Here is a 23,775-nt window from a genome sequence, read left to right as displayed (position 1 = left end):
CTGCGTTCGGCTCAGGGAGCGGCTCCGGACAGGTCCGGGCCACTGTTAGCCGGTAGACTGCCTTCAGCAGGAAGTTCAGTCAATAGTGAAAGTTCATTTTTTTCTGAACGGATGGTGCCTCGTTGGTGCTCAGCCCCGTCGGTGACGAAGCTCTCGGCGCTGCGAATCCGCTGATCGACGACTTCGGCCTGCACATCGGCCGCGCCATGGGATGGCCGCCGATGGCGGGGCGGGCCGCGGGCGTCCTGATGCTCAGCCAGGCGCCCATGACGATGCCGGCCCTGCAGAACGCCCTCGACGCGAGCAAGGGCTCGGTCTCCGAGATGACCCGCCTGCTGGTGCTCAGCGGAACCGTGCGGCGCTTCAAGGAGCCCGGCTCCCGGCAGTACGTGTACGAGTGGCGCGACGACGCCTGGGTCGGCTGCCTGCACCACCAGCTGGAGCAGACGGTCGAGCTGCTGGCGCTGGCCGAGAACGCGCAGACGCGCGCGGCCGATCTCCCCGAGCCGCAGCGCGGGCGCCTGCGGGAGATGCGCGACTACTACACCTTCATGGTGCGGCACATCGAAGCGATCCTCGAGGAGTACAAGGCGGCCCGGGAGGGCTGACCGGGGCCGCTCAGCCCTCCCGCGCCGCCCACTCCGTGCCCAGGCCCCGGGCCTCCTCGAAGACCAGCCAGGTGCGGGTGGCGCGGATGCCGGGGATGTCCTGGATGCGCTCCAGTACCACGTGCCTGAGCACCTCGTTGTCCGGCGTCCTGACCAGCACCAGGACGTCGTAGTCGCCGCCGACCATCGCGAAGTGCTCGACGTACGGGATCTCGCGGAGCCTGGCCGAGACCGTGCGCCAGGAGTTCTGCTCGATGGTGACCGAGACGTACGCGCTGGTGCCCAGGCCCGCCTTGTGCGGGGCGAGTTCGGCGGTGAAACCGGTGATCACCCCGTCGTCCATCAGCCGCGTGATCCGGGCGTACACGTTGGCGCGGGAGATGTGGACGCGCTCGGCGAGCGTGCGCATCGAGATCCGGCCGTCGCGGAGCAGTTCGGCGATGATCGCGCGGTCCACCCCGTCCAACTGGCTCGCCGAACGTCCCGGCCAGCCACCCTCAACACCCTCATTGGCTGACAATTGGCCCTCCCCAAGTCCTGATTTAACCCATTTGTCGCTCATCATGCCTGAAGTCTTGAACGGATGGCTCCAGAAGTACACGCTGAGCCTGTCAAACGTCCAGAGAAAGGGAGCGTCGCCATGTCTGCGAGGACGAGTCGCCAAACGGTCGACGGCCTGCTGCCCTCACCGGTGCCGGTGCGCTTCGTGGCCGAGGACGGCACTGCCGTCCAGCCGCCTGCCGGATACCCGGCGCCGGCGGACGAGCGGCTGCTGGAGGCGTACCGCCGGATGGTCCTGGGCCGCCGCTTCGACCGTCAGGCGACCGCGCTGACCAAGCAGGGCCGGCTCGCCGTCTACCCGTCCAGCCGCGGGCAGGAGGCCTGCCAGATCGCCGGCGTGCTCGCGCTCCGCGAGCACGACTGGCTGTTCCCCACCTACCGCGACTCGGTGGCCCTGGTCTCCCGCGGGCTCGACCCCGTCGAGGTGCTCACCCTGCTGCGGGGCGGCTGGCACTGCGGGTACGACCCCGCCGCCACGCGGGTCGCGCCTCAGTGCACCCCGCTGGCCACCCAGACCGTACACGCGGTGGGCATGGCCGAGGCCCTGCGGCGCAAGGGCGAGGACGGCGTGGTCATGGCGTTCATCGGCGACGGCGGCACCAGCGAGGGCGACTTCCACGAGGCGCTCAACTACGCCGCGGTCCTCCGCGCCCCCGTCGTGTTCTTCGTGCAGAACAACAAGTACGCCATCTCGGTACCGCTGTCCAAGCAGAGCGCGGCGCCCGCGCTCGCGTACAAGGGGATCGGCTACGGCATCCCGTCCGAGCAGGTGGACGGCAACGACCTCGTCGCGGTGCTGTCGGTCCTGACCGCGGCCGTGGCACACGCGCGGACCGGCGGCGGCCCCTTCCTGGTGGAGGCGCACACCTACCGCATGGACCCCCACACCAACGCCGACGACGCCACCCGGTACAGGGAGAGCGGCGAAGTCGAGCGGTGGCAGTCGGCCGACCCCCTCGCCCGCCTGGAGACCTACCTCAGCGGGCGCGGCCTGCTCGACCCGGAGGCCGTCGCCTCGGCGCAGCGGGCCGCCGAGGAATTCGCCGCGCGGGTCCGCGACGAGATGAACGCCGACCCCGAGACGGACCCGTTCGAGCTGTTCGACCACGTCTTCGCCGAGCCCACGCCCCAGTTGCGCGAGCAGCGGGCCCTGCTGGCGTCCGAGCTGACCGCCCAGGAGGACTGAGATGACCGCGATGACGATGGCGCAGGCGCTTGGAGGGCTCAGATGACCGCGATGACCATGGCGCAGGCGCTGAACGCCGCACTGCGCGACGCACTGCGCGAGGACGAACGCACTCTGGTCTTCGGCGAGGACGTGGGCCCGCTGGGCGGCGTCTTCCGCGTCACCGACGGGCTGACCAAGGAGTTCGGCGAGGACCGCTGCTTCGACACCCCGCTGGCCGAAGCGGGGATCGTGGGACTGGCCGTGGGCATGGCCATGGGCGGTTTCCGCCCGGTGATCGAGATGCAGTTCGACGCCTTCGCCTACCCGGCCTTCGAGCAGATCGCCTCGCACGTGGCCAAACTGCGCAACCGTACGCGCGGGCGGCTGTCGCTGCCGATGGTGATCCGGATCCCGTACGCGGGCGGCATCGGTGGCGTCGAGCACCACTGCGACTCCAGCGAGGCCTACTACGCGCACACTCCGGGGTTGAAGGTCGTGACCCCCGCGACCCCCGATGACGCGTACTGGCTGCTGCGCGACGCCATCGCCGACCCCGACCCGGTCATCTTCATGGAGCCCAAGCGGCTGTACTGGTCCAAAGGCGAGACCGCGCTGAAGGATCGGCGCGCCGAGGGGTTCGGGCGGGCGGCGGTGCTGCGCGAGGGGCGCGACGCGACGCTGATCGCCTATGGGCCGAGCATCTCGGTGGCGCTCCAGGCCGCCGAGGCCGCCGCCCAGGACGGCCTCGCCCTGGAGGTGGTGGACCTGCGGACGATCGTCCCGTTCGACGACGCGACCGTGGTGTCCTCGGTACGGAAGACGGGTCGCTGTGTGGTGATCCAGGAGGCGCAGGGGTTCGCCGGGGTGGGGGCGGAGATCGCGGCGCGCGTACAGGAGCGGTGCTTCCATTCGCTGGCCGCGCCGGTGCTGCGGGTCTCGGGGTTCGACATTCCTTATCCGCCTCCGATACTCGAGCATTCGCATCTGCCGGACGTCGACCGGGTTCTGGACGCCGTTGACCGGCTCCAGTTCGACGACGAGCCCGATGTCCGCCACCTGGAGGCGTCATGACGACCACCGCTTCTCGGCAGGTGTTCCGCCTGCCTGACCTCGGCGAGGGTCTGACGGAGGCCGAGATCGTCGAATGGAAGGTCGCCGTCGGCGACACGGTCGAGATCGACCAGATCGTGGTCGAGGTCGAGACCGCCAAGGCGGCGGTGGAGGTGCCGGTGCCGTACGCCGGGATCGTCCTGCGGCTCCACGCGGGGGCGGGCAGCGTCCTGTCGGTGGGCGCACCTCTCATCGAAGTCGGTCCGGTCATCGAAGGCGGCCCGGCGGACAACCCGGCACCCTCTGCGGAGCGCGCCGCGGACCGTTACCGCGAAGAGGAGCGGGCCGGCTCCGGCAACGTCCTGATCGGGTACGGCACTGGCCACACCTCCGGCACGCGCAGGCGACACCGCGGCGGTTCTCGGACCGCCGACCGGAAGGCCCCCGATTCGGCGCGGCAGGCGTCCACGACCGCACCCCAGGCGTCCACGGCCGAGCGGCAGTTCACGGCAGCGCCGCAGATGCCTGTGGTGCCCGCAGCCGAACCGGAGCCTGCGATCGCCCACGCACCCCGTGTGATCTCTCCGCTTGTCCGCAGGATCGCCCGCGAGCACGGAGTGGACCTCGCTGCCCTCAGCCCCACCGGACCTTGCGGAGTGATCCTTCGCCGCGACGTCGAGCGGGCCATCGCGTCCACGCCTGCGCCTGAGTCCACTCCTCCGCCCTCGGTGACCGGAACGGCATTGACAGCGGAGCGCATCCCCCTGCGCGGCCTACGCCGGGCGGTGGCCGACAAGCTGACCCGCAGCCGTACCGAGATCCCCGACGCCACCACCTGGGTGGACGTCGACGCCACCGGCCTGCTCACGATCAGGGACGCGCTGCGACAGACCCGCCCAGACCTGGGCATCGGCTTGCTCGCGCTCCTGGCCCGCATCTGCGTCTCCGGCCTGCACCAGTTCCCCGAGCTGAACTCCTCGGTCGACACCGGCCGTGCCGAGATCGTCCGGCACGGCCACATCAACCTCGGCTTCGCCGCGCAGACCGATCGCGGCCTCGTCGTGCCGGTGGTCCGGGACGCGCATCTGATGACGACCGCACAACTCGCCGCCGAACTGACCCGTCTCACCGGCCTCGCCCGCTCGGGCGGGCTGCCTCCCGCGGCGCTGACCGGGGGCACGTTCACGCTCAACAACTACGGAGTCTTCGGCGTGGACGGATCCACCCCGATCATCAACCACCCCGAAGCGGCACTCCTCGGTATCGGGCGCATCATCGACCGGCCCTGGGTGACCGACGGCGCGGTCGTGCCCCGCAAGGTCACCCAGCTGTCCTTCACCTTCGACCACCGAGTCTGCGACGGCGGCACCGCCGGCGGCTTCCTACGTTACGTGGCCGACTGTGTGGAGAACCCCGCCGTTCTGCTGGCTCACGTTTAGCGAAAAGACGTGAGTGGCCAGGTGGACCCCGCCCTCGGCTACACCCACAACGACATGGGCCCGCTGCGCCTGTACCGCCCGCTGATCCGGGCGACCCGGGTGCAGACCCTGGCCATCAGTTGCGCGCTTATGATCGGTCTGTCTCTGCTGATGGGCACCATGGTCATGGTGGGCGCGGTCGGCATCATGGGCATGGACGCCTCCCACCTGCCGCTGCTGTGGCTGTATTCGGTGTACGCCATCGCGGTCTGCGGGATCGGTGCGCTCGCCCTGCTTGCCGTGTTCGGCACTCCCGGCATGCTGGTGGTCACGTTGGTCTATATCGCCATGGCGGTGCCGACGGCCGGTGCCACCACCCCCATCGAGGCGTTGCCCGGCTTCTACCGCCTTCCTCGCGGAGTTCGAGCCGCTGCGACAGATCACCGGCGGTGTCCGCTCGATCCTCTGCTACGACGCCCAGGGCGACGGGGGGCTGACCCGGGGATGGGTCATGATGGCCGTCGATCGCGCTGTTCGGCTTCGGCGTACTGGGCTGGTACGACCGCAAGGGGCTGCACCGCATCCCCGCCGAGCCGAAGCCCGGGAAGACCGTCGTGCCGGCGTGGCAGAACGCAACTCACCCCGGACGACGCCATGGTCTGCGCGGACTTCGGGTGTCCGCTCGGCTGTGCGCGGCATCGGATATCGCTGCGACACACGCCGGAAACCGATCGGTTTTCATTTTGTTGGAATGGAGTTAACCTCGCAGTATGACCACCGAAGTGAGGCTAAGTCCCCGAGAGCGGCTGCTGGAGGCGGCGGCCACGCTCACCTACCGAAACGGTGTCGGCATCGGCATCGAGGCGCTGTGCAAGGCGGCGGGGGTGTCGAAGCGCTCCATGTACCAGCTGTTCGAGAGCAAGGACGAACTGCTCGCAGCGAGCCTGGAGGAGCGATCGTCTGCCTTCGTGGCGAAGCTCTTGCCCGCGGCGGGTGATGGCCGTTCACCCCGCGAGCGGATCCTGCACGTCTTCGAGCAGGTGGAGTTGCAGGCGGGTGCGCCCGAGTTCCGAGGCTGCCAGTACCTCGCTGTGCAGATCGAGCTCAAGGACCAGAGCCACCCTGCGAGCCAGGTGGCGCACCGGGTCAAGGGGAACTTGATGGCCTTTTTCCGTGCCGAGGCCGAGCAAGGTGGGGCGAGCGACCCGGATCTGCTGGCCCGGCAGCTCAGCGTGGTCTTCGACGGCGCCAGCGCCCGTGCGGGGATCGGAGCCGACACCCTGACAGGGCTAATCGCGCCCACCGTGGTCACCCTGCTCGATGCGGCGGGCGTGCGCTGATGCATCGCCTTTTCCAGGTAGGGCAGCAGGGCCAGAGTCCGGAAGTCGCGCGATGTATCTATGAAACGCACTGCTGAAGAGGCGGCGGCCAGCCGTGCCCGAGTGTTGGAAGCCGCCATCCTGGTGTTCGCCGGCACGGGCTGGAAAGAGGCCACCTAAAGGCGATCTCCGCCGGGTGGCGCCGCCACGCCGCACCTGCCCTGAGCGAACCGAGCTGCGAGGACCGGCCCGCCCGGCGGCTGGCCGGGTTCCTCTCCCGCTACCTGTGCCTGCTTGCGCAGGACGAATCCTTCCGGGCGCTTGCGGTTGTCTCGGTCCTCGTCGCTCCCCAGGTCATCGACGTCGGCGAGGGGATGCGGGAGCCCGACCAGTGGGCGACCCTGATCATCCCGCTGCTTGAGTCCGGTACCGACGTCCGGGCGGGGTTGCGGCCGGCAGACGTCTTGTTCGCCGTGATGGCCTTCCTGCGCGGCGTCACCGCCATCGCCGCCACCACCCCCCAGGACCTGCCCGCGCCCGATGCCTCCGCGAGCATCGCCCGCGCCATCGTGGCCGGCCTGATGCAGGACGAGGAGGAACCGCGACCCTGTGGCCGAGATCCCATAGGCGGCCGCGAAGCTCCCGCGCGGTACGGCGCAAAGCTTGTGAGCCTGGCCTCGGCGCCGGTCGAACGCTGACCCTCTGCTGGCGGGCACCGTGAACGAAGGGTGACGCGCCCGGATCTGTTTCCCGCTTGAGCTTGCACGGGGAAACCGATCGGTTTACAGTAAGGGAAACTGATCGGTTTCTTACGCCAGGGAGTCCAGGATGGCGACAAATCGGCCGGTGGCACTCGTGACGGGTGCGTCATCCGGCATCGGAAAAGCGGCCGCGCTCGCGCTGGTGGAAGCGGGTTTCGACGTGGTCGGCACCAGCCGTGACGCCTCGCGCGTCACCCCACTCGACGGTGTGACCTTTCTCGACCTCGACGTGGCTGGTGACACGTCGGTCACCGCCGCGGTCCAGCAGGTGATCGAGCGGTTCGGGCGGATTGACGTGCTGGTCAACAACGCCGGCATGGGCGCAATCGGTGCCGTTGAGGAAAGCTCCGTCGCGCAGGCCCAGGACCTCTTCAACGTCAACGTCTTCGGTGTGATGCGCATGACGAAGGCGGTCCTGCCCCATATGCGCGCTCAAGGACGCGGGCGCATCATCAACCTCTCCTCCGTGGTCGGCTTCCTCCCCTCGCCTTACATGGCCGCTTACGCCGCCTCCAAGCATGCGATCGAGGGGTACTCCGAGTCCCTGGACCACGAGGTCCGCGAGTACGGCGTCCGGGCGCTTCTCGTCGAGCCCGCCTACACCAGCACCGGATTCGAGGCCAACAGCCCACGGCCCGACACGCCCCTGCGGATCTACGCCGACCAGCGGGGCGCCTTCGACCGCATGATGGAGGCAGCGATCAAGGACGGCGACGCCCCCGCCACCGTCGCCAAGGTGATCGTCGAGGCGGCGACCGACCCGAAGCCGAGGCTGCGCTACACCGCCGGGTCCCTCGCCGGACGCGCGAGCACACTGCGCCGCATCGCTCCTGCCCGGGTCTTCGACAAGCAGATCCGCAAGCTCAACCAGCTGGCCGGCTGAGGCCTGCCGGTCACAAGGAGTCGTCGATATGCCCGACCAAGAGGCGCGTCCCACGATCCACATTCCGGGGACCACCAGCCACACCATCGCCCCGCGCGGAAGGCTCCACAGCCATGAGGGAACGCTGCGCTACCTCAAAGCGGGCACGGGTGCTGCCCTGGTCCTGCTGCACACCGTGCGCACGCAGGCCGAGCACTTCCGCGCCCTCATCCCAATGATCTCGCATCAGTACACCGTGTACGCCCTCGATCTCCCGGGGATGGGCTACTCCGAGATCGTGCCCGGCGCGGCGTACGACGAGCCGGCCATGCGCGCGGGCGTCAAGCGGCTCCTCACCGAACTCGACCTCCATGACGTGACGCTGGTCGGGGAGTCCATGGGTGCGGTGCTCGCCCTGACCACCGCGGCCGACCTGCCGGAGCTGGTTCGGCGCGTCGTCGCGGTCAACGCCTACGACTTCCGCGGCGGGATCGCCCGGTCCAGTCTCCTGGCCCGTGTGGTGGTCAGCGGTGTCCTGACGCCGGGAGTGGGCCCGGTGATCGCGGGGGTGGAGCCCAAGGCCGCCCTCCGCAAGATCCTTCAGGGCGGCCTCGGCGACAAGACCGCTTTGCGGGAGGACTACCTGGACGAGCTCCTCCAGGTGGGCGGCCGCCCCGGCTACCCGACCGTCGCCCGTGCCGTGTACCAGAGCCTGCCCAGCCTCATCGCGGCCCGCGCGCGCTACCCCGAGGTCAAGGCGCCCGTCCACCTCCTCTACGGGGAGAACGACTGGTCCCGGCCCTCGGACCGGCAAGCCAACAAGCAGCTGCTGCCGGCCGCCGACTTCACGCAGGTGCCGAAGGCCGGTCACTTCATCGCCCTGGAACGGCCCGACGTGCTGGCCGACCTGTTGAACGCGGTGGCGTGACCGCCCCGAGGGTGCTGTGGCCACTCCCGTTCGGGTGTAGTGCGTGAGGGGGACCAGGTTCGACCATGTCGCGTGACAGCGTCGTGGCACGCCAAGGAGCAATGCGTGGCAGAGATCCAGATCGAGTTCGATGTTCCGGCACAGATGCGGTGCGGCACCGTGCTGCGCGCCGACGTCTACCTGCCCGGGGGTACGGGACCGTGGCCGGTGTTGCTGAGTCGGCTGCCGTACGGGAAGCAGAAGGTCCGCCACGCTGATCATGGGTGGAGGCGCATGAGGATCTGGAGCACCCTCTGCCGGAATGCCCGATCGCCCGTTCCTGACCGTGTTGGCCGGGCCATGGGCGGCGCTGATCGCGCCCGCCTACAACTTGCCCGCCCTGAAATCCGCGCTGCTCTTGAGGACCGCTGAGTCTATGCTCCAGTTCTCCGGCTGGACTCTCTCCCAGAGACTTCCCTTGCCGAGCTCCCTTCCCAACTTTTCTTCGCGACGGAACCACTCCTCAGCGTTTCTGATCCTGTCAGGGTGAATTTCGTCGAGCAGAGCGTAGTCCCTGGTGATGATTCCGTGCTTCCACACATTCCAGAAGCCCGTGAAATTGTCGCGGAAGCTCATGGTGCTCTTGTCGTTGGGATCGGCGTTGTATCCGGCAGGGTGATCAGCAATCCCCTTCAGGTCCGGACTGTTCCAATATGTGTCCAGATCAGTGTCGATGTACTGGGCCGGATGCCCGGTGACCTTCTCGAATGCTGCAGCCATATCGGTGTAGGTCATGTGCTCGATGGCGACTTCGAGGTCCATGCCATTGGCTCGTTCCGGATGGTCGAAGAGCCAGCGGACATAGAATCCGCAGTCTTCAAGAGCCACATGCGGAACAGCTCCCTCGCCGAGCGGGACTCGCCACGTGACGACACCGTCCTCGATGGTGGGTGTCATGGGCGTGAGCGGTGAGATGACCATCTCGATGTAGGGACCTGACGTGAAGACCGCTGCTCCCATCCGATCCCTGTTCTTTTCGTTCTGGAACAGCACCCATTCGGCCATGCGGCCCTTGCCGTCATAGTGGCCGGTGCGGAACCTGGAGTCGTAGCCTGATTTCTTCAGGGCGTAGTCGAGGTTTCCGTAGACGAAGAACTTGATTCCTTCTTCGATCGCTATCTCATAACTGCGGAAGGCCCAGTAGGTCTCGGTCTTCTCGCCCGTGTTGAACCCGTCGATGTTGATGAACGCCCCGTCGCAGCCGCGAAATCCTTCGCGCAGCACGTCCTCGTCGGCGAATGACCCTTCGAGGATGGAGACGTTGCCGAGCGCGAGGAGAGCCTGGGCCCGGGGGGAGGCGGCATCCCGGGTGAGGACGCGGACGGAGTACTTCTTGTCGGCGACGAGGGCGCGAATGATGGGTATTCCTTGAGCCCCTGTGCCGCCGATGACGAAGATGGTGGAGGTGGCATGAGCAGACATGGTTTTGACTCCGAGGTCGAGTACGCATGCGATCAGCACGCGCCAGGCGCGGCGCGTTCGGGAGTGATCTCTGCATCGGCTTAGCGATCAACAGAACTGACCGACTGACGCTGCGCCGATGCCCGTGGGCCATGAGCCCTTGAAACCGATCGGTTTCCATCACGGTACACCGATCGGTTTCTAAGCGGCAAGCCCCCGGGCATCCGGTTCTCGACGGTTGACCTGTGGCTGCCACCCGTTGCCTTGGACGCGTGACCAGCCCGCTTCGCCCAGCGTCACAAGGCTGCTGAATGCTTACGCTGCACCTGCACGACGCCTTGACGGGCATATGCGTTAGCCACCACCTGGCAGTCGAAGTCCGACCTGCGACCCCCCACCCTGTGGCGGGGTGCGCCACGGCGCCGCGCCGGCTCAGTCGCCCCAAATTACGAGGCCCGCGCGCAGCTGCTCCGTTGTCAGGGCTGTGGCTCGCATGCTGTGGTCACGGTCACGCTCCGGGCTTCACCCGTATGGAGTCCCCCGGATCCGCGGGAACCACGGATGACCGGTTGTCGCGGCGGTGTGCTCACTCATCCACTTGGTGAGCGCCTCCCGCTTGACCGACCTCTTTGGCCCAGTTTTGAAACTCACATGGTGATGGCTTGGCTCACCTGCATTTGCACGAGGAAACCGATCGGTTTATGGTGGTGGAAACCGATCGGTTTCTCATTGTGGAGGCAGTCATGACAGCAATCAAGGGCGCCAACGTCTTCGTCACCGGAGGCGGCCGCGGTATCGGCAAGGAACTGGTCGAGGAGCTCTACGCACGCGGTGCCGCCAAGGTCTACGCCACCGCCCGTGACCCACGCACGGTGACGAACCCCGATGCCGTCCCGCTGGCGCTCGAGGTCACCCACCCGGCATCCGTGGCGGCCGCCGCCGAGCAGGCCCAGGACGTCACCATCCTGATCAACAACGCCGGCGCCTCCGTCGGCGCTTCGTACCTCGACTCCCCGATGCAGGACGTGCGCCGGGATCTGGAGACCAACTTCTACGGGCCGCTGCTGGTCACCCGGGCTTTCGCGCCGATCATCGAGCGCAACGGCGGGGGCCACATCCTCAACGTCCACTCCGCCCTGTCCTGGCTGGCAGACGGCACGCCCTACAGCGCCTCCAAGGCCGCCCTGTGGTCGCAGACCAACTCTCTGCGCCTGGAGCTGCAGCCGCGCGGCATCGCGGTGACCGGGCTCCACGTGGCCTACGTGGACACCGATATGACGTCGGGCCTCGACGCGCCCAAGGCCGACCCCCGCGATGTCGCCGTGGCCGCGCTCGACGGCATCGCTGCGGGGGCACACGAGGTGTTGGCCGACGACACCACGCGCTGGATCAAGTCACAGCTGTCCGCCGACCTGGAAGCCATGTACGCCCAGCTGAAGAAGTAGCACGCACTCACCGATCTCGAGGAGATCCTTGTGGAAAGTTCGCTCACCCACCGCTTCGTCGACGTGAACGGGGTCAGGCTGCACATCGCCGAGCAGGGGCGGGGACCGCTGGTCCTGCTGCTGCACGGCTGGCCGGAGAGCTGGTACTCCTGGCGTCACCAGTTCGGGCCGCTGGCGGCGGCCGGCTACCGGGTCGTCGCCCCTGACCAGCGCGGCTACGCCCGCAGCGAGCAGCCGCCGGACGTCACCTCCTACACCCTGCTCCACCTCGTCGGCGACGTGATCGCCCTGATCGAGGAGCTGGGAGAGGAGCAGGCGGTCCTCGTGGGTCACGACTGGGGTGCACCCGTTGCCTGGACCGCGGCGATGCTGCGCCCGGACAAGGTCCGCGCGGTGGCCGGCCTCAGCATTCCGCCGATTCTGCCCGGCGGGATGGTCCCGCCCTCGATCACCCGCACCCAGTACGGCGAGGGCTTCTACCAGATCTACTTCCAGCAGCCGGGAATCGCTGACGCGGAGTTCGCCAAGGACATCCCGGACTCCTTCCGCCGCCTCCTGGTCGGCGCCTCAGGCGACAACCCGCTCGGCAGGGAGCCCCGCCCGTTGGTCATACCCGACGGTCTGGGCCTCCTGGACACCATGCCGGCCTCGCCCACTCTCCCTGCCTGGCTGACGGAGCAGGACATCCAGGCCTACGCCGAGGACTTCGCCCTGCACGGCGAGCAGGCCTTCACCGGAGCCTTCAACTGGTACCGCAACATCGAACGCAACAACGAACTGCTCGCTCCTTTCAAGGGGCGTGGGATTGAGGTCCCCGCCCTGTACGTGGTGGGAGACCGCGACATGGTCACCTCATTGCGCGGCCCGGACGAGGGCAGCTCGCTGAGCGATCTCCTGCGTGGCAAGGGCGGGCCGGGCAACCGGCTGAGCGCCCTCGCGCCCCACATGCACGACCCGGTGGTGTTGCCGGGCTGCGGGCATTGGACGCAACAGGAGCGTCCCGCCGAGGTCAACGCCGCACTCCTCGGCTTCCTCGACAGCTCGACGCCCCGCTTGTAGTACCGCTGACCCACCCCACCAACCAGACAGAGGACAGATCGATGCCACAGCACAATCCCATCCTGATCACCGGAGCCGCCGGCGAAATCGGTGGTGTGAGCCGAACAATGGTCGACATGCTGCTTGACCAAGGGCACCCGGTGCGCGCGTTCGTGCGCCAGGACGACGAACGCGCCCACGCGCTCCGCCAGGCCGGGGCCGAGGTCTTCGTCGGTGACCTGCTCAACATCGCCGACCTGACCGCCGCGCTGAAAGGCTGCCGCCGCATCTACTTCAGCATGAGCCTGTCGCCCTACTACACCGACGCCGTCAGCCTGATGGCCGCGGCGGCGCGTGCCCAGGGCGACATCGAGGTCTTCGTCAACATCTCCGAGTACGAGCAGTCGTTCATGACGTTCGAGAACATGATCGCACCGGAGGACGAACGGCGTTCGCGACTCGGCGGACGCGTCGCGGACTGGTCACCGCAGCAGCGGGCCCACTGGGTCGCCGAGCAGGTGCTGGACTGGTCCGGCCTCCCGACCGTCAACGTCCGGGCGGCCTTCTTCGTCGAGAACCCGATCCTGACCTGGCTGGCACTGGGCTCGCTGGCCGACGATGAACTGCGCCTGCCCTTCGGCCACCACCGGCTCGCGCCCATCGCGGCTTACGACGTGGCGGCGTTGTGCGCGACGATCCTGGCCGACCCGACACCGCACCTGTCGAAGTCCTACGCGCTCACCGGCCCAGAGCTGAAGGACATGCACGAGATCGCGGAGGACTTCGGAGCTGTGCTGGGACGCAAGATCACATACGTTCCCGAGGACGTCGAAACCTGGAATGAGACCTATGTGGACCCCGCTTTGGGCCAGTTCCCGCATATCGCGGAGCATCTGAAGACCCTGACCCGGCTGATTGGCGGCGGGGGGTATCGCGGTGTCACCGACCAGCTGGAAACCCTGCTCGGGCGCCCGCCGAAGACCGTGCGGTGGGCGCTGGAGAACCATCCGCGTATCCGGAAACTAGCGACTACCTGAGCCGCTGAGCGCTCCAGAGCACGCAGATGCCTCTGTGCCTGTCTCCAAATCTCCGGCTCTGCTCGGTGGGGCAACGACGGCCCGGTCAGGACGTGAGACGTTCGCTCGGCACGACCAGGTACTGCCGCAGATGCAGGTCGCGGAAGCTCACCGGGCCGCGTGGGCCGGGCACCCGGTCGATGTTGATACCGGTTTCCGGCAGCCGCAGCAGCTTGAAGCCGTCGAGGAGCCGTGTGGTGGAGTTCCAGAAGACGCCGGAGCCGGTGTAGGCGTCGATGAACTGCGCGGCGGCGGCTGGGTCCTCGGTCGCGATGGCGGCGGCCAGTCCGGATGTCTCTTCGTTGGCGATCTGAGCCGCGTGCAGTGGGCCGTTGGCGGCGTCGACCGTCACGGTGGCGGCACGCTTCGGGTCGAGCGACCACTCATATCCGCGCGGGTGGGTGTGCGGAGGCAGGGACGCGGTGACGCCCAGGCGGTCCAGGACCTGCAGAATGCCGGGAAGCCGCTCGTCGTACACGAACTGGTCGATGAGCAGCAGATTGAGCCGGTTGCACACGCCCAGCCGGTCCAGGCTGTCGGCGATCAGCTGGTGCACGGCTTTGTCGTCGGCGGCCGAATCCACGTACAGGACCCCGCCGCCGTCGGCATGAGCGAGGGTGCGCACGCCGTGGCGGGCGGCCTCACGGCCGAGGTCGCGGGTGCTCTCGCCGCTGCCGCGCAGGACGACCAGCGGAATCAGCTCCGGCAGGGACACCAGCGCGTACGCCGCCAAGCGATTTTTGCTGGGAACCAGCTGGATGGCGTCCGGATCCAGGCCGGCCTCGCGGAGGGCCGGCGCGATCACCTGGTCCACCATGGCCCTAGACGAGCGGAGCGCGGCCGAACCGGTGCGGAGCACGCCTGCGTTGCGCGACTTCAGGAACTGGGACGCGATATCGAGGGTGACGTTCGGACGTGCCTCGAAGTTCGCGCCGATGACGCCGACCGGCCTGCGGCGTTCCAGCAGGGTGAGGCCGTCCGAACGCTCCTCCAGGACCTTGTCCCGAGGCTCGTGCGCCACATCCGCCAGCGTGCGCAGCTCGGTGGCCATGGCCTCCAGTCGCGGACCGGTCAACCGCAGCCGGTCCTGAAGAGCGGGCGACATCTCGGCGGACACAGCCGCCGCAAGGTCTTCCTCGTTCGCGGACACGAGGGCGTGCCGGGCCGCCGGCAACCGCTCCGCCATGCCGCGCAGCGCGGCGTCGATGTCCGTGTCCGTCGCGCGTTCGAGGGCCGCGCAGCTCTGCTTGGCCCGGATCGCGCAGGTACGCACCGCCTCTTCGGTGGAGGGGGTCTGACGGTTGGCGTCGCTGATCAAAGGGCGTCCTTCTGCGGGCGCATGGGCAAGTTCAAGACGATTGTAGCATCGTTCAACAATCCTCAAGTAATGGTTGTCGCCGTGCAGCCAGGCGCTTCAGAGTCCGGGCCTTATGGCCACGCCTCAGGCGCCGCTGATTTGCCTCTGACATCGATGTGAGGTCTTAACGTGGCCAGGGTGGCCCATGCGTTCACGGGTGTATGGGCTCGGGGCGGCCACAACGTAGAGGGAGGAATCGCGATGCCGACTCTGGGAATCATCGGCAGCGGAAACATCGGCACCGCGGTCGCGCGGCTGGCGGTGGCGGCGGACATCAACGTGGTGATCGCCAACTCGCGCGGCCCGCAGAGCCTGGCCGGCCTGGTCGAGGAGCTGGGGCCGCGAGCTGTGGCAGGCAGCGTGGAGCAAGCTGCCCGCGCTGGCGAGGCAACCCTGCTCAGCATCCCGCTTGCCGCCTACGGTTCCGTGCCTGCCGACCTGTTGCGGGGCCGGACCGTGCTGGACACCGGCAACTACTTCCCCTCCCGTGACGGCCGGATCGCCGAACTCGACGCCGAGAAGGCCACCACGACCGAGCTGGCCCAGCAGCTGTTGCCCGGCGCCCTGCTGGTGAAGGCCTTCAACAACATCCTGGCCCACCACATCCCCCAGCTCGCCCGGCCCGCCGGGGCCACGGACCGCAGCGCCCTGCCCATCGCCGGCGATGACCTCGGTGCGAAGGCTCGGGCAGCGCAGCTGATCGAGCGGCTCGGCTTCGACACCGTCGACGCCGGAGCCCTGGCTGAGAGCTGGCGTTTCGAGCCCGAGTCCGGCGCCTACACCCAGATCTACCTCGCCGACCCCGACGTGCCGGTCGAGCGCATGCTGCAGGCCGCCGCGGCGCCGCTGCCGGCCGACAAGTTGCGCGCCGCGTTGGAGGCGAGCCAGCGGGTGAAGGTCTCCGAGCGCGTCTTCTAAAGCTCGCACGCCTCCGCCGGAGAAACGGCGGAGGCCTCGCCTGTCTGACGCGTCTCGGCGAAGCCGCCGGGTCATGCGGGCAACGCGAAACCGCCTCCAGTGACTCGTGGGGGTCGCCGCCGCACTGAGACTTGACATCCGTGTGAGGGATACGCAGGGATGGAGGCGGCCGTGCGGATCGGTGATCTCGCCCAGCGGACCGGGGCCAGCGTGCGCTCCCTGCGCTACTACGAGGAACAGGGCATGCTCTCCAGCCGGCGCAGTGCGAGCGGGCAGCGCCACTACGGCGAGGACGCCGTGTGCCGCGTGCTCCTGATCAGACAGTTCTTCGCCGTGGGAATGACCGGCAAGGTCATCGCCGCGCTGCTGCCGCACCTCAAGGACCCCGGGGAAGGGAAGCGCTGCCCTCCGGAGGTACTGCGCCAGCTCACCGCGGAGCGCGACCGCATCGACGCCCAGTCCGACGAGCTCACCCGTACACGGCAGACCCTGGACGCTCTGATCAAGACCGCGCAGGAGGCGCCAAGGTCACCGAGGTTCTAGCGCCCCGTGGCGTACATTAAGGATCTAGCTAAACACCTCAAGTAAGGGCGGAAGGTATGGATGCTACACACTCCGGTCTTATCTTGCGCAAAGCCTCCCACAGTTCGGCGGAGGGGCAGAACTGTGTTGAGGTCGCGACGCTCCCTGGCGGAGGCCATGTCATGCGGGACTCCAAGGGCCCGGATGGCCCCATCCTGTCGTTCACCCCGGCTGAGTGGAACGCGTTCATCGAGGGTGCTAAGGATGGCGAGTCCGGCTGACAACACGTGCTTCTGCGCGCCTTCCTCTTCTGCTCGAGCGGCACATAGGCGTGCGCCTCAGGGGGCGGGTGAGGGCGGAGGTGTAATTTGGAGTTGCCCCGGTTTGGTGAATATGTCAGGACTTGCGGGTAGGCGGCAGCAAAGTCGTCTTCTTGGGTGTTCTTGAGCGCGTGTCGGCCTTGGCCGGGCCGAGAAAGGTCGGTGCCCACCCGACCGCGGGAACCAGGGATAACACCATGCGCGCGTGCTGCGGCAGCCGGGGCATGACCCGTCGGCGCCAGCCGTCCAACCACGGCGCTTCACGATCTTGCAACATCCGTATCGCCAGCTGCAGCTCCGCCAAGGGCATAGGCGCCTCAGCCACCCGCGTACGAGCGAGATCCTGACTGGTGAAGTGAATGCGATAAACCATCGACGCCCCCGTAATTCTGCATCCCCTGAGGTGATTCTTCCCGGACGTCGGTATTCAGGCCAGCCTGAATCACCTGGAGATTCCGTCCCTGACGCCACACCCTGGATCTCGGGCTGACCGCATCGGACCGAAACGCTTCTCGTGAAGAACGCGATCGGCCTCCTCGAAGGGCACTGAACCGAACTTAACCCTCGTACGAAGCGTCACATCACCGGCTGAACACGCCTCACTGCCCCCTTTCAGGCGTACTTGGTCTTTCCCGGAAGGATTGACGAGCGTGCTGCGCATCCACTTCACCGGCGCCGACCTGGCGCGGACCCGGTTCTCCCGGGAGCCCGACGCGATGTGGGAGCTGATGCTCAGCCTGAACCGGCTGCGTCGCCGCGAGCACAGCGTGGTCTATGGCGAGTGGAAGCGACGTACCCTCCGCCGCGTGCCGTCGCTCACCAGGCGGCTGACCACCCTCGCGCCGCCCCGCGGCTACACCGTCGACTTCCTCACTCCGCGGACGGAGTCCGGCTCGCTGGAGGCCGGCATCGAGGGCCTGCGCCGCACGCCGCGTCAACGGCTGCGCGCCGACTTGGAGGAGCTCTCGCACTGGCACCCCACCACTCGGCTGCCCTCCTGGACCCACGACCTGGCGGCCGGCAGTACGCAGGGGGTGGAAGCCGTTGCGACGGCGGCCGATGCCTACTTCCAAGCGTGCCTGTCGCCGTACTGGTCCCAGATCCGTGTGGAGGTAGGCAAGGACCGGACGCGCCGGTCCCGCGTGCTGTCGGAGGGCGGCTGGGAGGCGGTGTTCGCCACGTTGCACCCGTCGGCGCGCTGGTCGTACCCGGTGCTGGAGCTGGACTACCCGGCCGAGCATGACATCCATCTGGAGGGACGCGGGCTGATCCTGCAGCCGTCCTTCTTCTGCCGCCAGGCCCCCGTCACCTTGCGCGATCCGGAGCTCCCGCCGATTCTGGTCTATCCCATCGAGCATGACCCGGCGTGGGCGCACGGTGGGGGCGGCGATCCGCCGAAGACCTTGGCCGACCTGCTCGGACTCACCCGCGCCCGGGTGCTGGAGGTCGTCGCTCTCGGCGCGTGTACGACGTCCGAGCTGGCCAGGCGGCTGCGCGTCCCTCCCTCCACCGCCAGTCGCCAGGTCACGACCCTGCGCGAGGCCGGGCTGGCGACGAGCCAGCGTCACGGTCAGACGGTGCTGCACGCCGCCACCCATCTGGGCACCGCCCTCCTCAACGGCCACCGCCACGCCCTGACCGAGTAGGGCGAAACCCAGCCCGACCCGGTCGATGTCGTATCTGGGCAGGTAGCCTGCCGAGGCCGCTGCGCCAGTGGGCCGTGGAGAGGTGTATCAGGCGTGCGAAAGACCCCACCGGGCGTTAAGCGGAATCCGAAGGCTGGGTGTCAAGCCTTCCTTCCGCGCACTTTCGGGCCTTGATGGCTAGCACGACAGGAGTTGGTTCGCCGCTTTCCGAGAACTGTTCGAATGTCAGTCCCGCGGCGAGGAAGGCGTGCATCAGCTCGGGGAGCGGGCGGTGGGTGGCGCCGACCTTGGCACGCACTCCCGGTCGGTCCATGACGCCTTGGTCCAGTGACTGTCGAGATAGCCGGGGCGGATCACGACCGCGTTCAGATCGCTGCGGTCGGCGAATCCACCGCAGAAGCAGGGGTGGACGCCCACGTGCACGAACACTCCACCGGGTCGCAACACCCTGGCCACTTCGCGTAGCACCGCAGCGTAAGCGGGCATGTCGGTGTGGACCATGATCGCGATTGCTGCGGGTAGCGAGTTGTCCCGGATCGGCAGGTGCTCGGCGTCGGCCTGCGCGATGGGAAGGCGGTCGCGGGCGTGGCGCAGCATCCCGGCGGACAAGTCGACGCCCATGGGGGTCCAACCGAGCTTGCGGACCTGCGTGGCATGGACGCCGGTGCCGCACCCGATCTCCAGGCAGGCCCCGATGCCCTCCCCGAGGAGGTGGCGCAAGACGCTGCCGAGATCGAGGGGGTTGCCGTCCCGCGCCCTGGCCCCGCTGCTCTGCCCGCCGAGAAACTCGTTCTCGTACCAATCCGCGATCTCGTCGTAGGCCGCTGTCGGCGCCATCGCCCACCCCCATGTGCCCGTATGTCAATCCGTCGGGATGACTTCTGGCCTTCGACGCTAGCTTCCGATCTCGCCGTGACCCATCGCATCAGCTATCGGCAGATTCAACGGAGGTTCGGGAGGTGGGCCTTGGCGGACGTCGACGATCGGCGAGATGGTTCCAGTGCCCCGACCTACGAGCCGCTGGGGCGTGACGACGCCGCAGGATGCCAGGCGCGTTCTTGCGGTACGGGTTTCCACTTGACCAGCAGGGTCTTGGTGCGTAGTGATGCGCTCAGGTCAGAAGATCCAGGGTTTCGGCCGCTTCCCAGGCCGTCAGATGCCGGTCAGGGTCGGTTTCCTGGTGCGGGAACTGGTTGATCAGATCGGCGAGAGCTTGCCGGTCCTGCGCGGGGAGGTGCGACGATCGAACTCGATGCGCAGGTGGGCGTAGGCGCGGGTGCCGTTCTCGGTCCGCTGGGCTGCGGAAATCCTCATGCGGACTCCTCGGTGGCGGTGATGCCGGCGGCGTCGACTCCGCGATGAGTGAGGGCGGGCCTTTGGCAGGCAACAACATCCTCCTAGTCCACTAGGAGGATCCCTCCTAGTGGGATATTCTCATCGCATGGCCGAGGTCCTTCCACCACACATGCGGCAGCTCGCTGAGGTAGCGGCAATAGTGGCCGCCGCAGGTGCCACAGCTGACTGGCTGTATCACCTCAAGGGCGACATGTGCGCGCTGCGTGTGATCAAGGATGGCATCATCTCGGTTCCCGTCATGATCCCTGCCGACCCGGATCGTGACCCTGAGCTCTTTCGTGAAGCCCTCAAGCGCCTGGAGGCGGTCACAGAAAGGATGAGCCGATGAGCAAGGCAATCACCTATGTCATCACCTATGAGAACGAGCGATGGGTGTCGCGCTGCCCCTCCGGGGAGGTGGAAGGAGTCGGTGTGGCTGGCTCCTTGTCGCAGTTGGAGCGTGACTTGGCGGAGATCCACGCCTGGGCTTGGCCTGAGAACACCCCTGGCGTGGAGTTCGTTTTCGACCTGCCCGAGGACGTGGCCGTGGTGGTGGCCGAATACAGCCGTGAGAAGGAGCTGGCCGAAGCTCACACCAAACGCGCCGCGGAGCTGGCCGTCAAGGCTGCGAAGATACTCACGAGCCATTGGTCGGAGCCGGATACGGCACGTGTGATGGGGCTGTCCAAGCAGCGCGTCCACCAGTTGAAGGTGAGCGCCTGACCATTATGGCGGCGCGCGATCCCTACCTACTGCATCGCGTTGTGGCTCTCGGGGGACGGCTCGCTCACCGAGCTTGCCGTTCTCCGCAGACAAACCAGACGGTCTTCCCTTCCGGGGAGGGGTCGATACCCCATCGCTCGGAGTAGGCCGCGACGATCGCCAGTCCGCGGCCATGCTCCATGTCCAGACCGGCCTGGAATGGAGTCGGCCACGCTGCGCTGCGGTCGGCCACCTCGGCTCGTACGCTCCGCCCTTGACGGTGCAGGGAAAGGGTCATGGACCTGCTCGACGTCTACGGTGTGACGGATGAGGTCAGGCGGCAGGCCGTTATAGCCCTGGCGCGAGAAAGCCGTCGGCGCGGATGGTGGGAGGAGGAGTTCAAGGACATTCTGGGCGGAGCGCTCGTTGGACTGGAATGGGAAGCCGCAGAGATCCAGACCTTCGAGGCGATACTTGTCCCAGGTCTGCTCCAAACCGCCGACTATGCCAAGGCGGTCTTCAAAGGCGGACGGGTGATGGAGAAAGGTGACGTCGAACGCCTTGCCGAGGCTCGCCTGGCCCGTCAGCGGATCTTGGACCGCGAGGACCCGCCATCCTTCTGGGCAGTGATCGACGAGGCCGCGCTCCGCAAGTACGTCGGCGGCGCCGCCGTGATGCGCGACCAGCTCCACCACCTGTGCCGGATGGCTGAACGCCGGAATATCGGCATTCAGGTGCTCCCGGACGCGGTCGGCGCGCACACCTCGATGACCGGCGGGTTCGCGATCCTCGACTATCAGGCGTCCGAGGACCCGAGCATCATCTATGTAGAGGTCGGCGCGGCCGGCGATCTCTTTCTGGAGAAGCCTGAGGATGTGGCTCATTATCGTAAGAGCTACAGCTATCTCCGCGCCTCCGCACTGAGCGCGGATGCGTCGCTGGCGTACATTAAGGATCTGGCTAAAAACCTCAAGTAAGGGCGGAAGGTATGGGCATTCCCCAAGCCGGTCTTATCTGGCGCAAAGCCTCCCACAGTTCCGCAGAAGGACAGAACTGTGTTGAGGTTGCGACGCTCCCTGGTGGGGGCCATGCCGTACGGGACTCCAAGGACCCCGATGGCTCTGTCCTGTTGTTCACCCCCGGTGAGTGGAACGCGTTCATCAAGGGCGTCAAGGACGGCGAGTTCGGCTGACAAGAGCTCGGCGTCAGGCATCAGACTTTTTCGTTTTCTGCCCGAGCGGCACGTACGGCGTGCGCCTCAGGGCGGCGGGGTCCGTGACCCCGGGGGCGGGTGAGGGCGGAGGTGTGATTCTCAGTCAACCAACGAGGGGGCCGGTGAGGGCAGCGGCCGATGCCCGCCCATGAGCGACCCTCAGCCAGCTCCTCGTCGGTGAACTCACCGTCCGGGCAGGGCGTCCCTTCACGTCAGATGCCCGTGGCGCCCCTGTTTCCTTCGCGCTGACCAAGGTGTCGCCGGCTGTGGCTGATTGCCGTCCGTACGGCGGTGTAGATGACGACCCAGAGGACCGCCAGAGGGATGAGGAACATGATGATGATCTCGACTAAACCGACGTTTGGCATGCCCCCAACGTAAGGGGCCGTGGTTGGAAAACGCTCAACGATCACTTGCGGGGAGCGGGCGAGAAACCGCGTCGGCTGGTGGCGCCCAGCGGTCGGATCCGCCGGCTCGCGGACCCCAGCGGCCCGGCATGCCACGACGGTGACGCCTGGTCGTAGTGCTCCTCAATGATCTGTACGGGGTTGCGGAGCTCCCGGATGGCGGTCAAGCCGTACGGGACTTCAAGGATCCCGATGGGCCCGTGCTGAGATTCACCGTGGGTGAGTGGGACGCGTTCATCAAGGGTGCCAAGGACGGCGAGTTCGGCTGACTCGAACGCAGGGACGCGTCGGGCATCAGACTCCTCGGACACTGCCCGAGCGGCAGGTGGCCGTTGTGTCGCCGCTACTTCAACACCGGCGGACTCGGCTTTCCCCGTGTGACCTCAACCTTTCAACTCTGTAGCAGTATTCAGCTAACGCTGCCATGATTCCCCTATGAATCACCAGCGTCGCTGGCCAAGGCGACTGTCGATCGTCATCGTGGCGATATTTACACTGATGGTGGTGCTTCTTTTTCTCCCAGCATATTTTGCACCCAATAATGCTTTCAACAACACTGCGGAGGCTATCCGCGCGCAGCATGAAGCACGAGGGCTTCTCCTTCAAGGACTGGCTGGGCTGGCCGTGGTCATTGGTGCTTACGCCGCCTGGCGTCAGTTCCACGTGAGCCGCGAGCAGCTTCAACTGAACCTTCGGGCAACGGCCGAGCAACTCCAAGCGGCCAGAGACCAACTCGTGATAGCGCAGCAAGCGCAGATCACCGAACGGTTCACCCGAGCCGTCGATCAGCTCGGCAGCGACCAGCTCGTCGTACGAATCGGCGGCATCCACGCGCTGGCACGCATCGCCAAGGATTCACCGGGAGATAGTGGAGTCATCGCTGAGATTCTCTGTTCCTATGTCCGGCAGCATGCGCCGACGTCCACGGACGGCGAACCTTTGGGAACGATCGCCGCTAAAACGGAAATGCCCCATCTGGTCAAAAGGATTCCTGACGTTCAGGCGGTGCTCACAGTGCTGAGCCAAAGACGAATTCAGCTCGACGAGCACGAGCCCCTGCGATTGATGGACGCCGACTTGCGCAGGGCGAACCTGGCTCGCGCCCACCTGATCGGCGCTGATCTGGAAGGATCACAATTGAACGGTGCCTGGATGCCGGAGGCTCGGTTGGACAACGCCGACCTTACGCGTACCGATTTACGAGGGGCTAACCTGGCTGGAGCCAAGCTTAACGGTGCCGACCTGACAGACGCGGTCTTGTGCGACGCGCATCTGGAAGGCGCTTCTCTGCGAGATGTCAATCTCCGTGGCGCACGGCTCGACGGTGTCGTGGCCAATCAGGCGACCATCTGGCCGGAAGGATTCGTACCTCAGGAGAGGAACGTCGCCATCGGAGCAGGCCATGATGTCGAGGGGTGGAGTTCCGATCACTGAACCCTTTTCACCCTCGGGGCGGCAGGCTGAGGTCACAGCGTGATCGCAGGTTCGAGGATCACTTGATCATGTAGAGAAACCCCTGGTAGACGGGTTGATCACCACAATCTCCACCGTCATCACCAGGGGTCTCGGATGCTGTTCTACCGTGCTGCGGTCGATTTGTCGCGTTCAACGCTGAACTACGTGGCTGGATTGGTGCGCCGGCACCGTAGGGCCATCGGGTCCCTCTGGCGGCGCCTCAATC

28 protein-coding genes are annotated in these 23,775 nt (G+C 67.0%); 23 read left to right on the top strand and 5 right to left on the bottom strand.

Translation table 11 applies throughout. The features are described from left to right. The first annotated feature begins 125 nt into the window (after positions 1-125). Positions 126-608 (top strand): GbsR/MarR family transcriptional regulator, encoded by a 483-nt coding sequence (locus KME78_RS54900; protein ID WP_219538024.1) that lies wholly within the window; start codon positions 126-128, stop codon positions 606-608. Between the two features lie 10 nt (positions 609-618). On the opposite strand, the gene KME78_RS54895 is transcribed toward KME78_RS54900, so the two are convergent. Then, the gene (locus KME78_RS54895) at positions 619-1,128 is read right to left on the bottom strand and encodes an Lrp/AsnC family transcriptional regulator (RefSeq protein ID WP_246654544.1); all 510 of its coding nucleotides are present in this window, start codon (positions 1,126-1,128) and stop codon (positions 619-621) included. A 120-nt stretch (positions 1,129-1,248) separates the two neighbouring features. On the opposite strand from KME78_RS54895, the gene pdhA reads away from it, so the two are divergent. The 9 genes from pdhA (at position 1,249) to KME78_RS68315 (ending at position 9,086) form a co-directional block, all read left to right on the top strand. Then, on the top strand, positions 1,249-2,355 hold the full coding sequence (gene pdhA, locus KME78_RS54890) for a pyruvate dehydrogenase (acetyl-transferring) E1 component subunit alpha (RefSeq protein ID WP_219538023.1): 1,107 nt from the start codon (positions 1,249-1,251) through the stop codon (positions 2,353-2,355). A gap of 42 nt (positions 2,356-2,397) precedes the next feature. Beyond that, positions 2,398-3,408 (top strand): alpha-ketoacid dehydrogenase subunit beta, encoded by a 1,011-nt coding sequence (locus tag KME78_RS54885; RefSeq protein WP_219538022.1) that lies wholly within the window; start codon positions 2,398-2,400, stop codon positions 3,406-3,408. Then, entirely contained in the window at positions 3,405-4,826 is a 1,422-nt protein-coding gene (locus KME78_RS54880; protein WP_219538021.1) for a dihydrolipoamide acetyltransferase family protein, read from the top strand. Before KME78_RS54885 ends, KME78_RS54880 begins: the two co-directional genes overlap by 4 nt. A gap of 9 nt (positions 4,827-4,835) precedes the next feature. Next, complete coding sequence (locus KME78_RS54875) at positions 4,836-5,579, top strand: DUF3533 domain-containing protein (RefSeq protein WP_219538020.1); 744 nt, start codon at positions 4,836-4,838, stop codon at positions 5,577-5,579. Further along, the gene (locus KME78_RS54870; protein ID WP_219538019.1) at positions 5,576-6,145 is read left to right on the top strand and encodes a TetR/AcrR family transcriptional regulator; all 570 of its coding nucleotides are present in this window, start codon (positions 5,576-5,578) and stop codon (positions 6,143-6,145) included. The genes KME78_RS54875 and KME78_RS54870 overlap by 4 nt, the downstream gene beginning before the upstream one ends. 353 nt (positions 6,146-6,498) lie before the next feature. Next, on the top strand, positions 6,499-6,822 hold the full coding sequence (locus KME78_RS54865; RefSeq protein WP_219538018.1) for a hypothetical protein: 324 nt from the start codon (positions 6,499-6,501) through the stop codon (positions 6,820-6,822). Between the two features lie 130 nt (positions 6,823-6,952). Further along, positions 6,953-7,768, top strand: a complete 816-nt coding sequence (locus KME78_RS54860) for an oxidoreductase (RefSeq protein WP_219538017.1) — start codon at positions 6,953-6,955, stop codon at positions 7,766-7,768. 28 nt (positions 7,769-7,796) lie between these two features. Beyond that, positions 7,797-8,675, top strand: a complete 879-nt coding sequence (locus KME78_RS54855) for an alpha/beta fold hydrolase (protein WP_219538016.1) — start codon at positions 7,797-7,799, stop codon at positions 8,673-8,675. A gap of 144 nt (positions 8,676-8,819) precedes the next feature. After that, complete coding sequence (locus KME78_RS68315) at positions 8,820-9,086, top strand: CocE/NonD family hydrolase (protein WP_246654554.1); 267 nt, start codon at positions 8,820-8,822, stop codon at positions 9,084-9,086. Here the strand turns inward: KME78_RS68315 and KME78_RS54845 are convergent. After that, on the bottom strand, positions 9,039-10,136 hold the full coding sequence (locus KME78_RS54845) for an NmrA family NAD(P)-binding protein (RefSeq protein WP_219538015.1): 1,098 nt from the start codon (positions 10,134-10,136) through the stop codon (positions 9,039-9,041). The two genes, KME78_RS68315 and KME78_RS54845, sit on opposite strands and share 48 nt — an antisense overlap. A gap of 722 nt (positions 10,137-10,858) precedes the next feature. On the opposite strand from KME78_RS54845, the gene KME78_RS54840 reads away from it, so the two are divergent. Genes KME78_RS54840 through KME78_RS54830 form a run of 3 tightly spaced genes read left to right on the top strand, consistent with a single transcriptional unit; the run spans position 10,859 to position 13,635 of the window. Then, positions 10,859-11,560 (top strand): SDR family oxidoreductase, encoded by a 702-nt coding sequence (locus tag KME78_RS54840; protein ID WP_219538014.1) that lies wholly within the window; start codon positions 10,859-10,861, stop codon positions 11,558-11,560. Positions 11,561-11,590: 30 nt separating this feature from the next. Next, positions 11,591-12,619 (top strand): alpha/beta fold hydrolase, encoded by a 1,029-nt coding sequence (locus KME78_RS54835; RefSeq protein WP_219538013.1) that lies wholly within the window; start codon positions 11,591-11,593, stop codon positions 12,617-12,619. A 41-nt stretch (positions 12,620-12,660) separates the two neighbouring features. Next, a complete protein-coding gene (locus KME78_RS54830; protein WP_219538012.1) occupies positions 12,661-13,635 on the top strand; it encodes an NmrA family NAD(P)-binding protein in 975 nt (324 codons plus the stop codon). A gap of 85 nt (positions 13,636-13,720) precedes the next feature. Here KME78_RS54830 and KME78_RS54825 read toward each other — a convergent pair whose 3' ends face one another. Further along, a complete protein-coding gene (locus KME78_RS54825) occupies positions 13,721-14,992 on the bottom strand; it encodes an aldehyde dehydrogenase family protein (protein WP_219538011.1) in 1,272 nt (423 codons plus the stop codon). A gap of 168 nt (positions 14,993-15,160) precedes the next feature. On the opposite strand from KME78_RS54825, the gene KME78_RS54820 reads away from it, so the two are divergent. From KME78_RS54820 to KME78_RS54805, 4 genes are all read left to right on the top strand, one after another. Continuing rightward, complete coding sequence (locus KME78_RS54820; RefSeq protein ID WP_308127500.1) at positions 15,161-15,949, top strand: NADPH-dependent F420 reductase; 789 nt, start codon at positions 15,161-15,163, stop codon at positions 15,947-15,949. 171 nt (positions 15,950-16,120) lie between these two features. Beyond that, positions 16,121-16,492 (top strand): MerR family transcriptional regulator, encoded by a 372-nt coding sequence (locus KME78_RS54815; protein ID WP_219538009.1) that lies wholly within the window; start codon positions 16,121-16,123, stop codon positions 16,490-16,492. A 56-nt stretch (positions 16,493-16,548) separates the two neighbouring features. Continuing rightward, entirely contained in the window at positions 16,549-16,752 is a 204-nt protein-coding gene (locus KME78_RS54810; protein ID WP_219538008.1) for a DUF397 domain-containing protein, read from the top strand. Positions 16,753-17,441: 689 nt separating this feature from the next. After that, positions 17,442-18,437, top strand: a complete 996-nt coding sequence (locus KME78_RS54805) for an ArsR/SmtB family transcription factor (RefSeq protein ID WP_219538007.1) — start codon at positions 17,442-17,444, stop codon at positions 18,435-18,437. Positions 18,438-18,689: 252 nt separating this feature from the next. On the opposite strand, the gene KME78_RS54800 is transcribed toward KME78_RS54805, so the two are convergent. Next, positions 18,690-19,274 carry a class I SAM-dependent methyltransferase gene (locus KME78_RS54800; RefSeq protein ID WP_219538006.1) on the bottom strand — a complete coding sequence of 195 codons (585 nt, stop codon included), beginning with the start codon at positions 19,272-19,274 and terminating at the stop codon, positions 18,690-18,692. 604 nt (positions 19,275-19,878) lie between these two features. Between KME78_RS54800 and KME78_RS54795 the strand changes: the two genes are divergently transcribed. From KME78_RS54795 to KME78_RS54780, 4 genes are all read left to right on the top strand, one after another. After that, positions 19,879-20,121: a hypothetical protein gene (locus KME78_RS54795; RefSeq protein WP_219538005.1), complete on the top strand. Its 243-nt coding sequence runs from the start codon at positions 19,879-19,881 to the stop codon at positions 20,119-20,121. After that, positions 20,118-20,495, top strand: a complete 378-nt coding sequence (locus KME78_RS54790) for a hypothetical protein (RefSeq protein WP_219538004.1) — start codon at positions 20,118-20,120, stop codon at positions 20,493-20,495. The genes KME78_RS54795 and KME78_RS54790 overlap by 4 nt, the downstream gene beginning before the upstream one ends. Positions 20,496-20,770: 275 nt before the next feature. After that, a complete protein-coding gene (locus tag KME78_RS54785; RefSeq protein WP_219538003.1) occupies positions 20,771-21,451 on the top strand; it encodes a DUF5753 domain-containing protein in 681 nt (226 codons plus the stop codon). Between the two features lie 11 nt (positions 21,452-21,462). Continuing rightward, positions 21,463-21,666 carry a DUF397 domain-containing protein gene (locus tag KME78_RS54780; RefSeq protein WP_219538002.1) on the top strand — a complete coding sequence of 68 codons (204 nt, stop codon included), beginning with the start codon at positions 21,463-21,465 and terminating at the stop codon, positions 21,664-21,666. 233 nt (positions 21,667-21,899) lie between these two features. Here the strand turns inward: KME78_RS54780 and KME78_RS54775 are convergent, their stop codons facing one another. After that, the gene (locus KME78_RS54775; protein ID WP_219538001.1) at positions 21,900-22,055 is read right to left on the bottom strand and encodes a hypothetical protein; all 156 of its coding nucleotides are present in this window, start codon (positions 22,053-22,055) and stop codon (positions 21,900-21,902) included. Positions 22,056-22,210: 155 nt separating this feature from the next. Here KME78_RS54775 and KME78_RS54770 point away from each other — a divergent pair, with 155 nt between their 5' ends. Both KME78_RS54770 and KME78_RS54765 read left to right on the top strand, forming a co-directional pair. Beyond that, entirely contained in the window at positions 22,211-22,363 is a 153-nt protein-coding gene (locus tag KME78_RS54770) for a DUF397 domain-containing protein (protein ID WP_308127499.1), read from the top strand. A gap of 166 nt (positions 22,364-22,529) precedes the next feature. Next, positions 22,530-23,528 (top strand): pentapeptide repeat-containing protein, encoded by a 999-nt coding sequence (locus tag KME78_RS54765; RefSeq protein WP_219538000.1) that lies wholly within the window; start codon positions 22,530-22,532, stop codon positions 23,526-23,528. Positions 23,529-23,775: the final 247 nt, after the last annotated feature.

It is taken from the genome of Nonomuraea guangzhouensis (genome assembly GCF_019396345.1).
Taxonomy (GTDB): domain Bacteria; phylum Actinomycetota; class Actinomycetes; order Streptosporangiales; family Streptosporangiaceae; genus Nonomuraea; species Nonomuraea guangzhouensis.
This window is presented reverse-complemented; position numbering and strand designations above follow the sequence as displayed.

What these genes read in the sequence shown, in the direction of transcription:
- KME78_RS54845 (WP_219538015.1), bottom strand. Translation starts at nt 10,136, where the DNA reads ATGTCTGCTCATGCCACCTCCACCATCTTCGTCATCGGCGGCACAGGG.
- KME78_RS54855 (WP_219538016.1), top strand. Translation starts at nt 7,797, where the DNA reads ATGCCCGACCAAGAGGCGCGTCCCACGATCCACATTCCGGGGACCACC.
- KME78_RS54830 (WP_219538012.1), top strand. Translation starts at nt 12,661, where the DNA reads ATGCCACAGCACAATCCCATCCTGATCACCGGAGCCGCCGGCGAAATC.
- KME78_RS54885 (WP_219538022.1), top strand. Translation starts at nt 2,398, where the DNA reads ATGACCGCGATGACCATGGCGCAGGCGCTGAACGCCGCACTGCGCGAC.
- KME78_RS54860 (WP_219538017.1), top strand. Translation starts at nt 6,953, where the DNA reads ATGGCGACAAATCGGCCGGTGGCACTCGTGACGGGTGCGTCATCCGGC.
- KME78_RS54840 (WP_219538014.1), top strand. Translation starts at nt 10,859, where the DNA reads ATGACAGCAATCAAGGGCGCCAACGTCTTCGTCACCGGAGGCGGCCGC.
- KME78_RS54865 (WP_219538018.1), top strand. Translation starts at nt 6,499, where the DNA reads ATGCGGGAGCCCGACCAGTGGGCGACCCTGATCATCCCGCTGCTTGAG.
- KME78_RS54880 (WP_219538021.1), top strand. Translation starts at nt 3,405, where the DNA reads ATGACGACCACCGCTTCTCGGCAGGTGTTCCGCCTGCCTGACCTCGGC.
- pdhA (WP_219538023.1), top strand. Translation starts at nt 1,249, where the DNA reads ATGTCTGCGAGGACGAGTCGCCAAACGGTCGACGGCCTGCTGCCCTCA.
- KME78_RS68315 (WP_246654554.1), top strand. Translation starts at nt 8,820, where the DNA reads ATGCGGTGCGGCACCGTGCTGCGCGCCGACGTCTACCTGCCCGGGGGT.
- KME78_RS54870 (WP_219538019.1), top strand. Translation starts at nt 5,576, where the DNA reads ATGACCACCGAAGTGAGGCTAAGTCCCCGAGAGCGGCTGCTGGAGGCG.
- KME78_RS54785 (WP_219538003.1), top strand. Translation starts at nt 20,771, where the DNA reads ATGGACCTGCTCGACGTCTACGGTGTGACGGATGAGGTCAGGCGGCAG.
- KME78_RS54795 (WP_219538005.1), top strand. Translation starts at nt 19,879, where the DNA reads ATGGCCGAGGTCCTTCCACCACACATGCGGCAGCTCGCTGAGGTAGCG.
- KME78_RS54780 (WP_219538002.1), top strand. Translation starts at nt 21,463, where the DNA reads ATGGGCATTCCCCAAGCCGGTCTTATCTGGCGCAAAGCCTCCCACAGT.
- KME78_RS54810 (WP_219538008.1), top strand. Translation starts at nt 16,549, where the DNA reads ATGGATGCTACACACTCCGGTCTTATCTTGCGCAAAGCCTCCCACAGT.
- KME78_RS54765 (WP_219538000.1), top strand. Translation starts at nt 22,530, where the DNA reads ATGAATCACCAGCGTCGCTGGCCAAGGCGACTGTCGATCGTCATCGTG.
- KME78_RS54800 (WP_219538006.1), bottom strand. Translation starts at nt 19,274, where the DNA reads ATGGCGCCGACAGCGGCCTACGACGAGATCGCGGATTGGTACGAGAAC.
- KME78_RS54775 (WP_219538001.1), bottom strand. Translation starts at nt 22,055, where the DNA reads ATGCCAAACGTCGGTTTAGTCGAGATCATCATCATGTTCCTCATCCCT.
- KME78_RS54790 (WP_219538004.1), top strand. Translation starts at nt 20,118, where the DNA reads ATGAGCAAGGCAATCACCTATGTCATCACCTATGAGAACGAGCGATGG.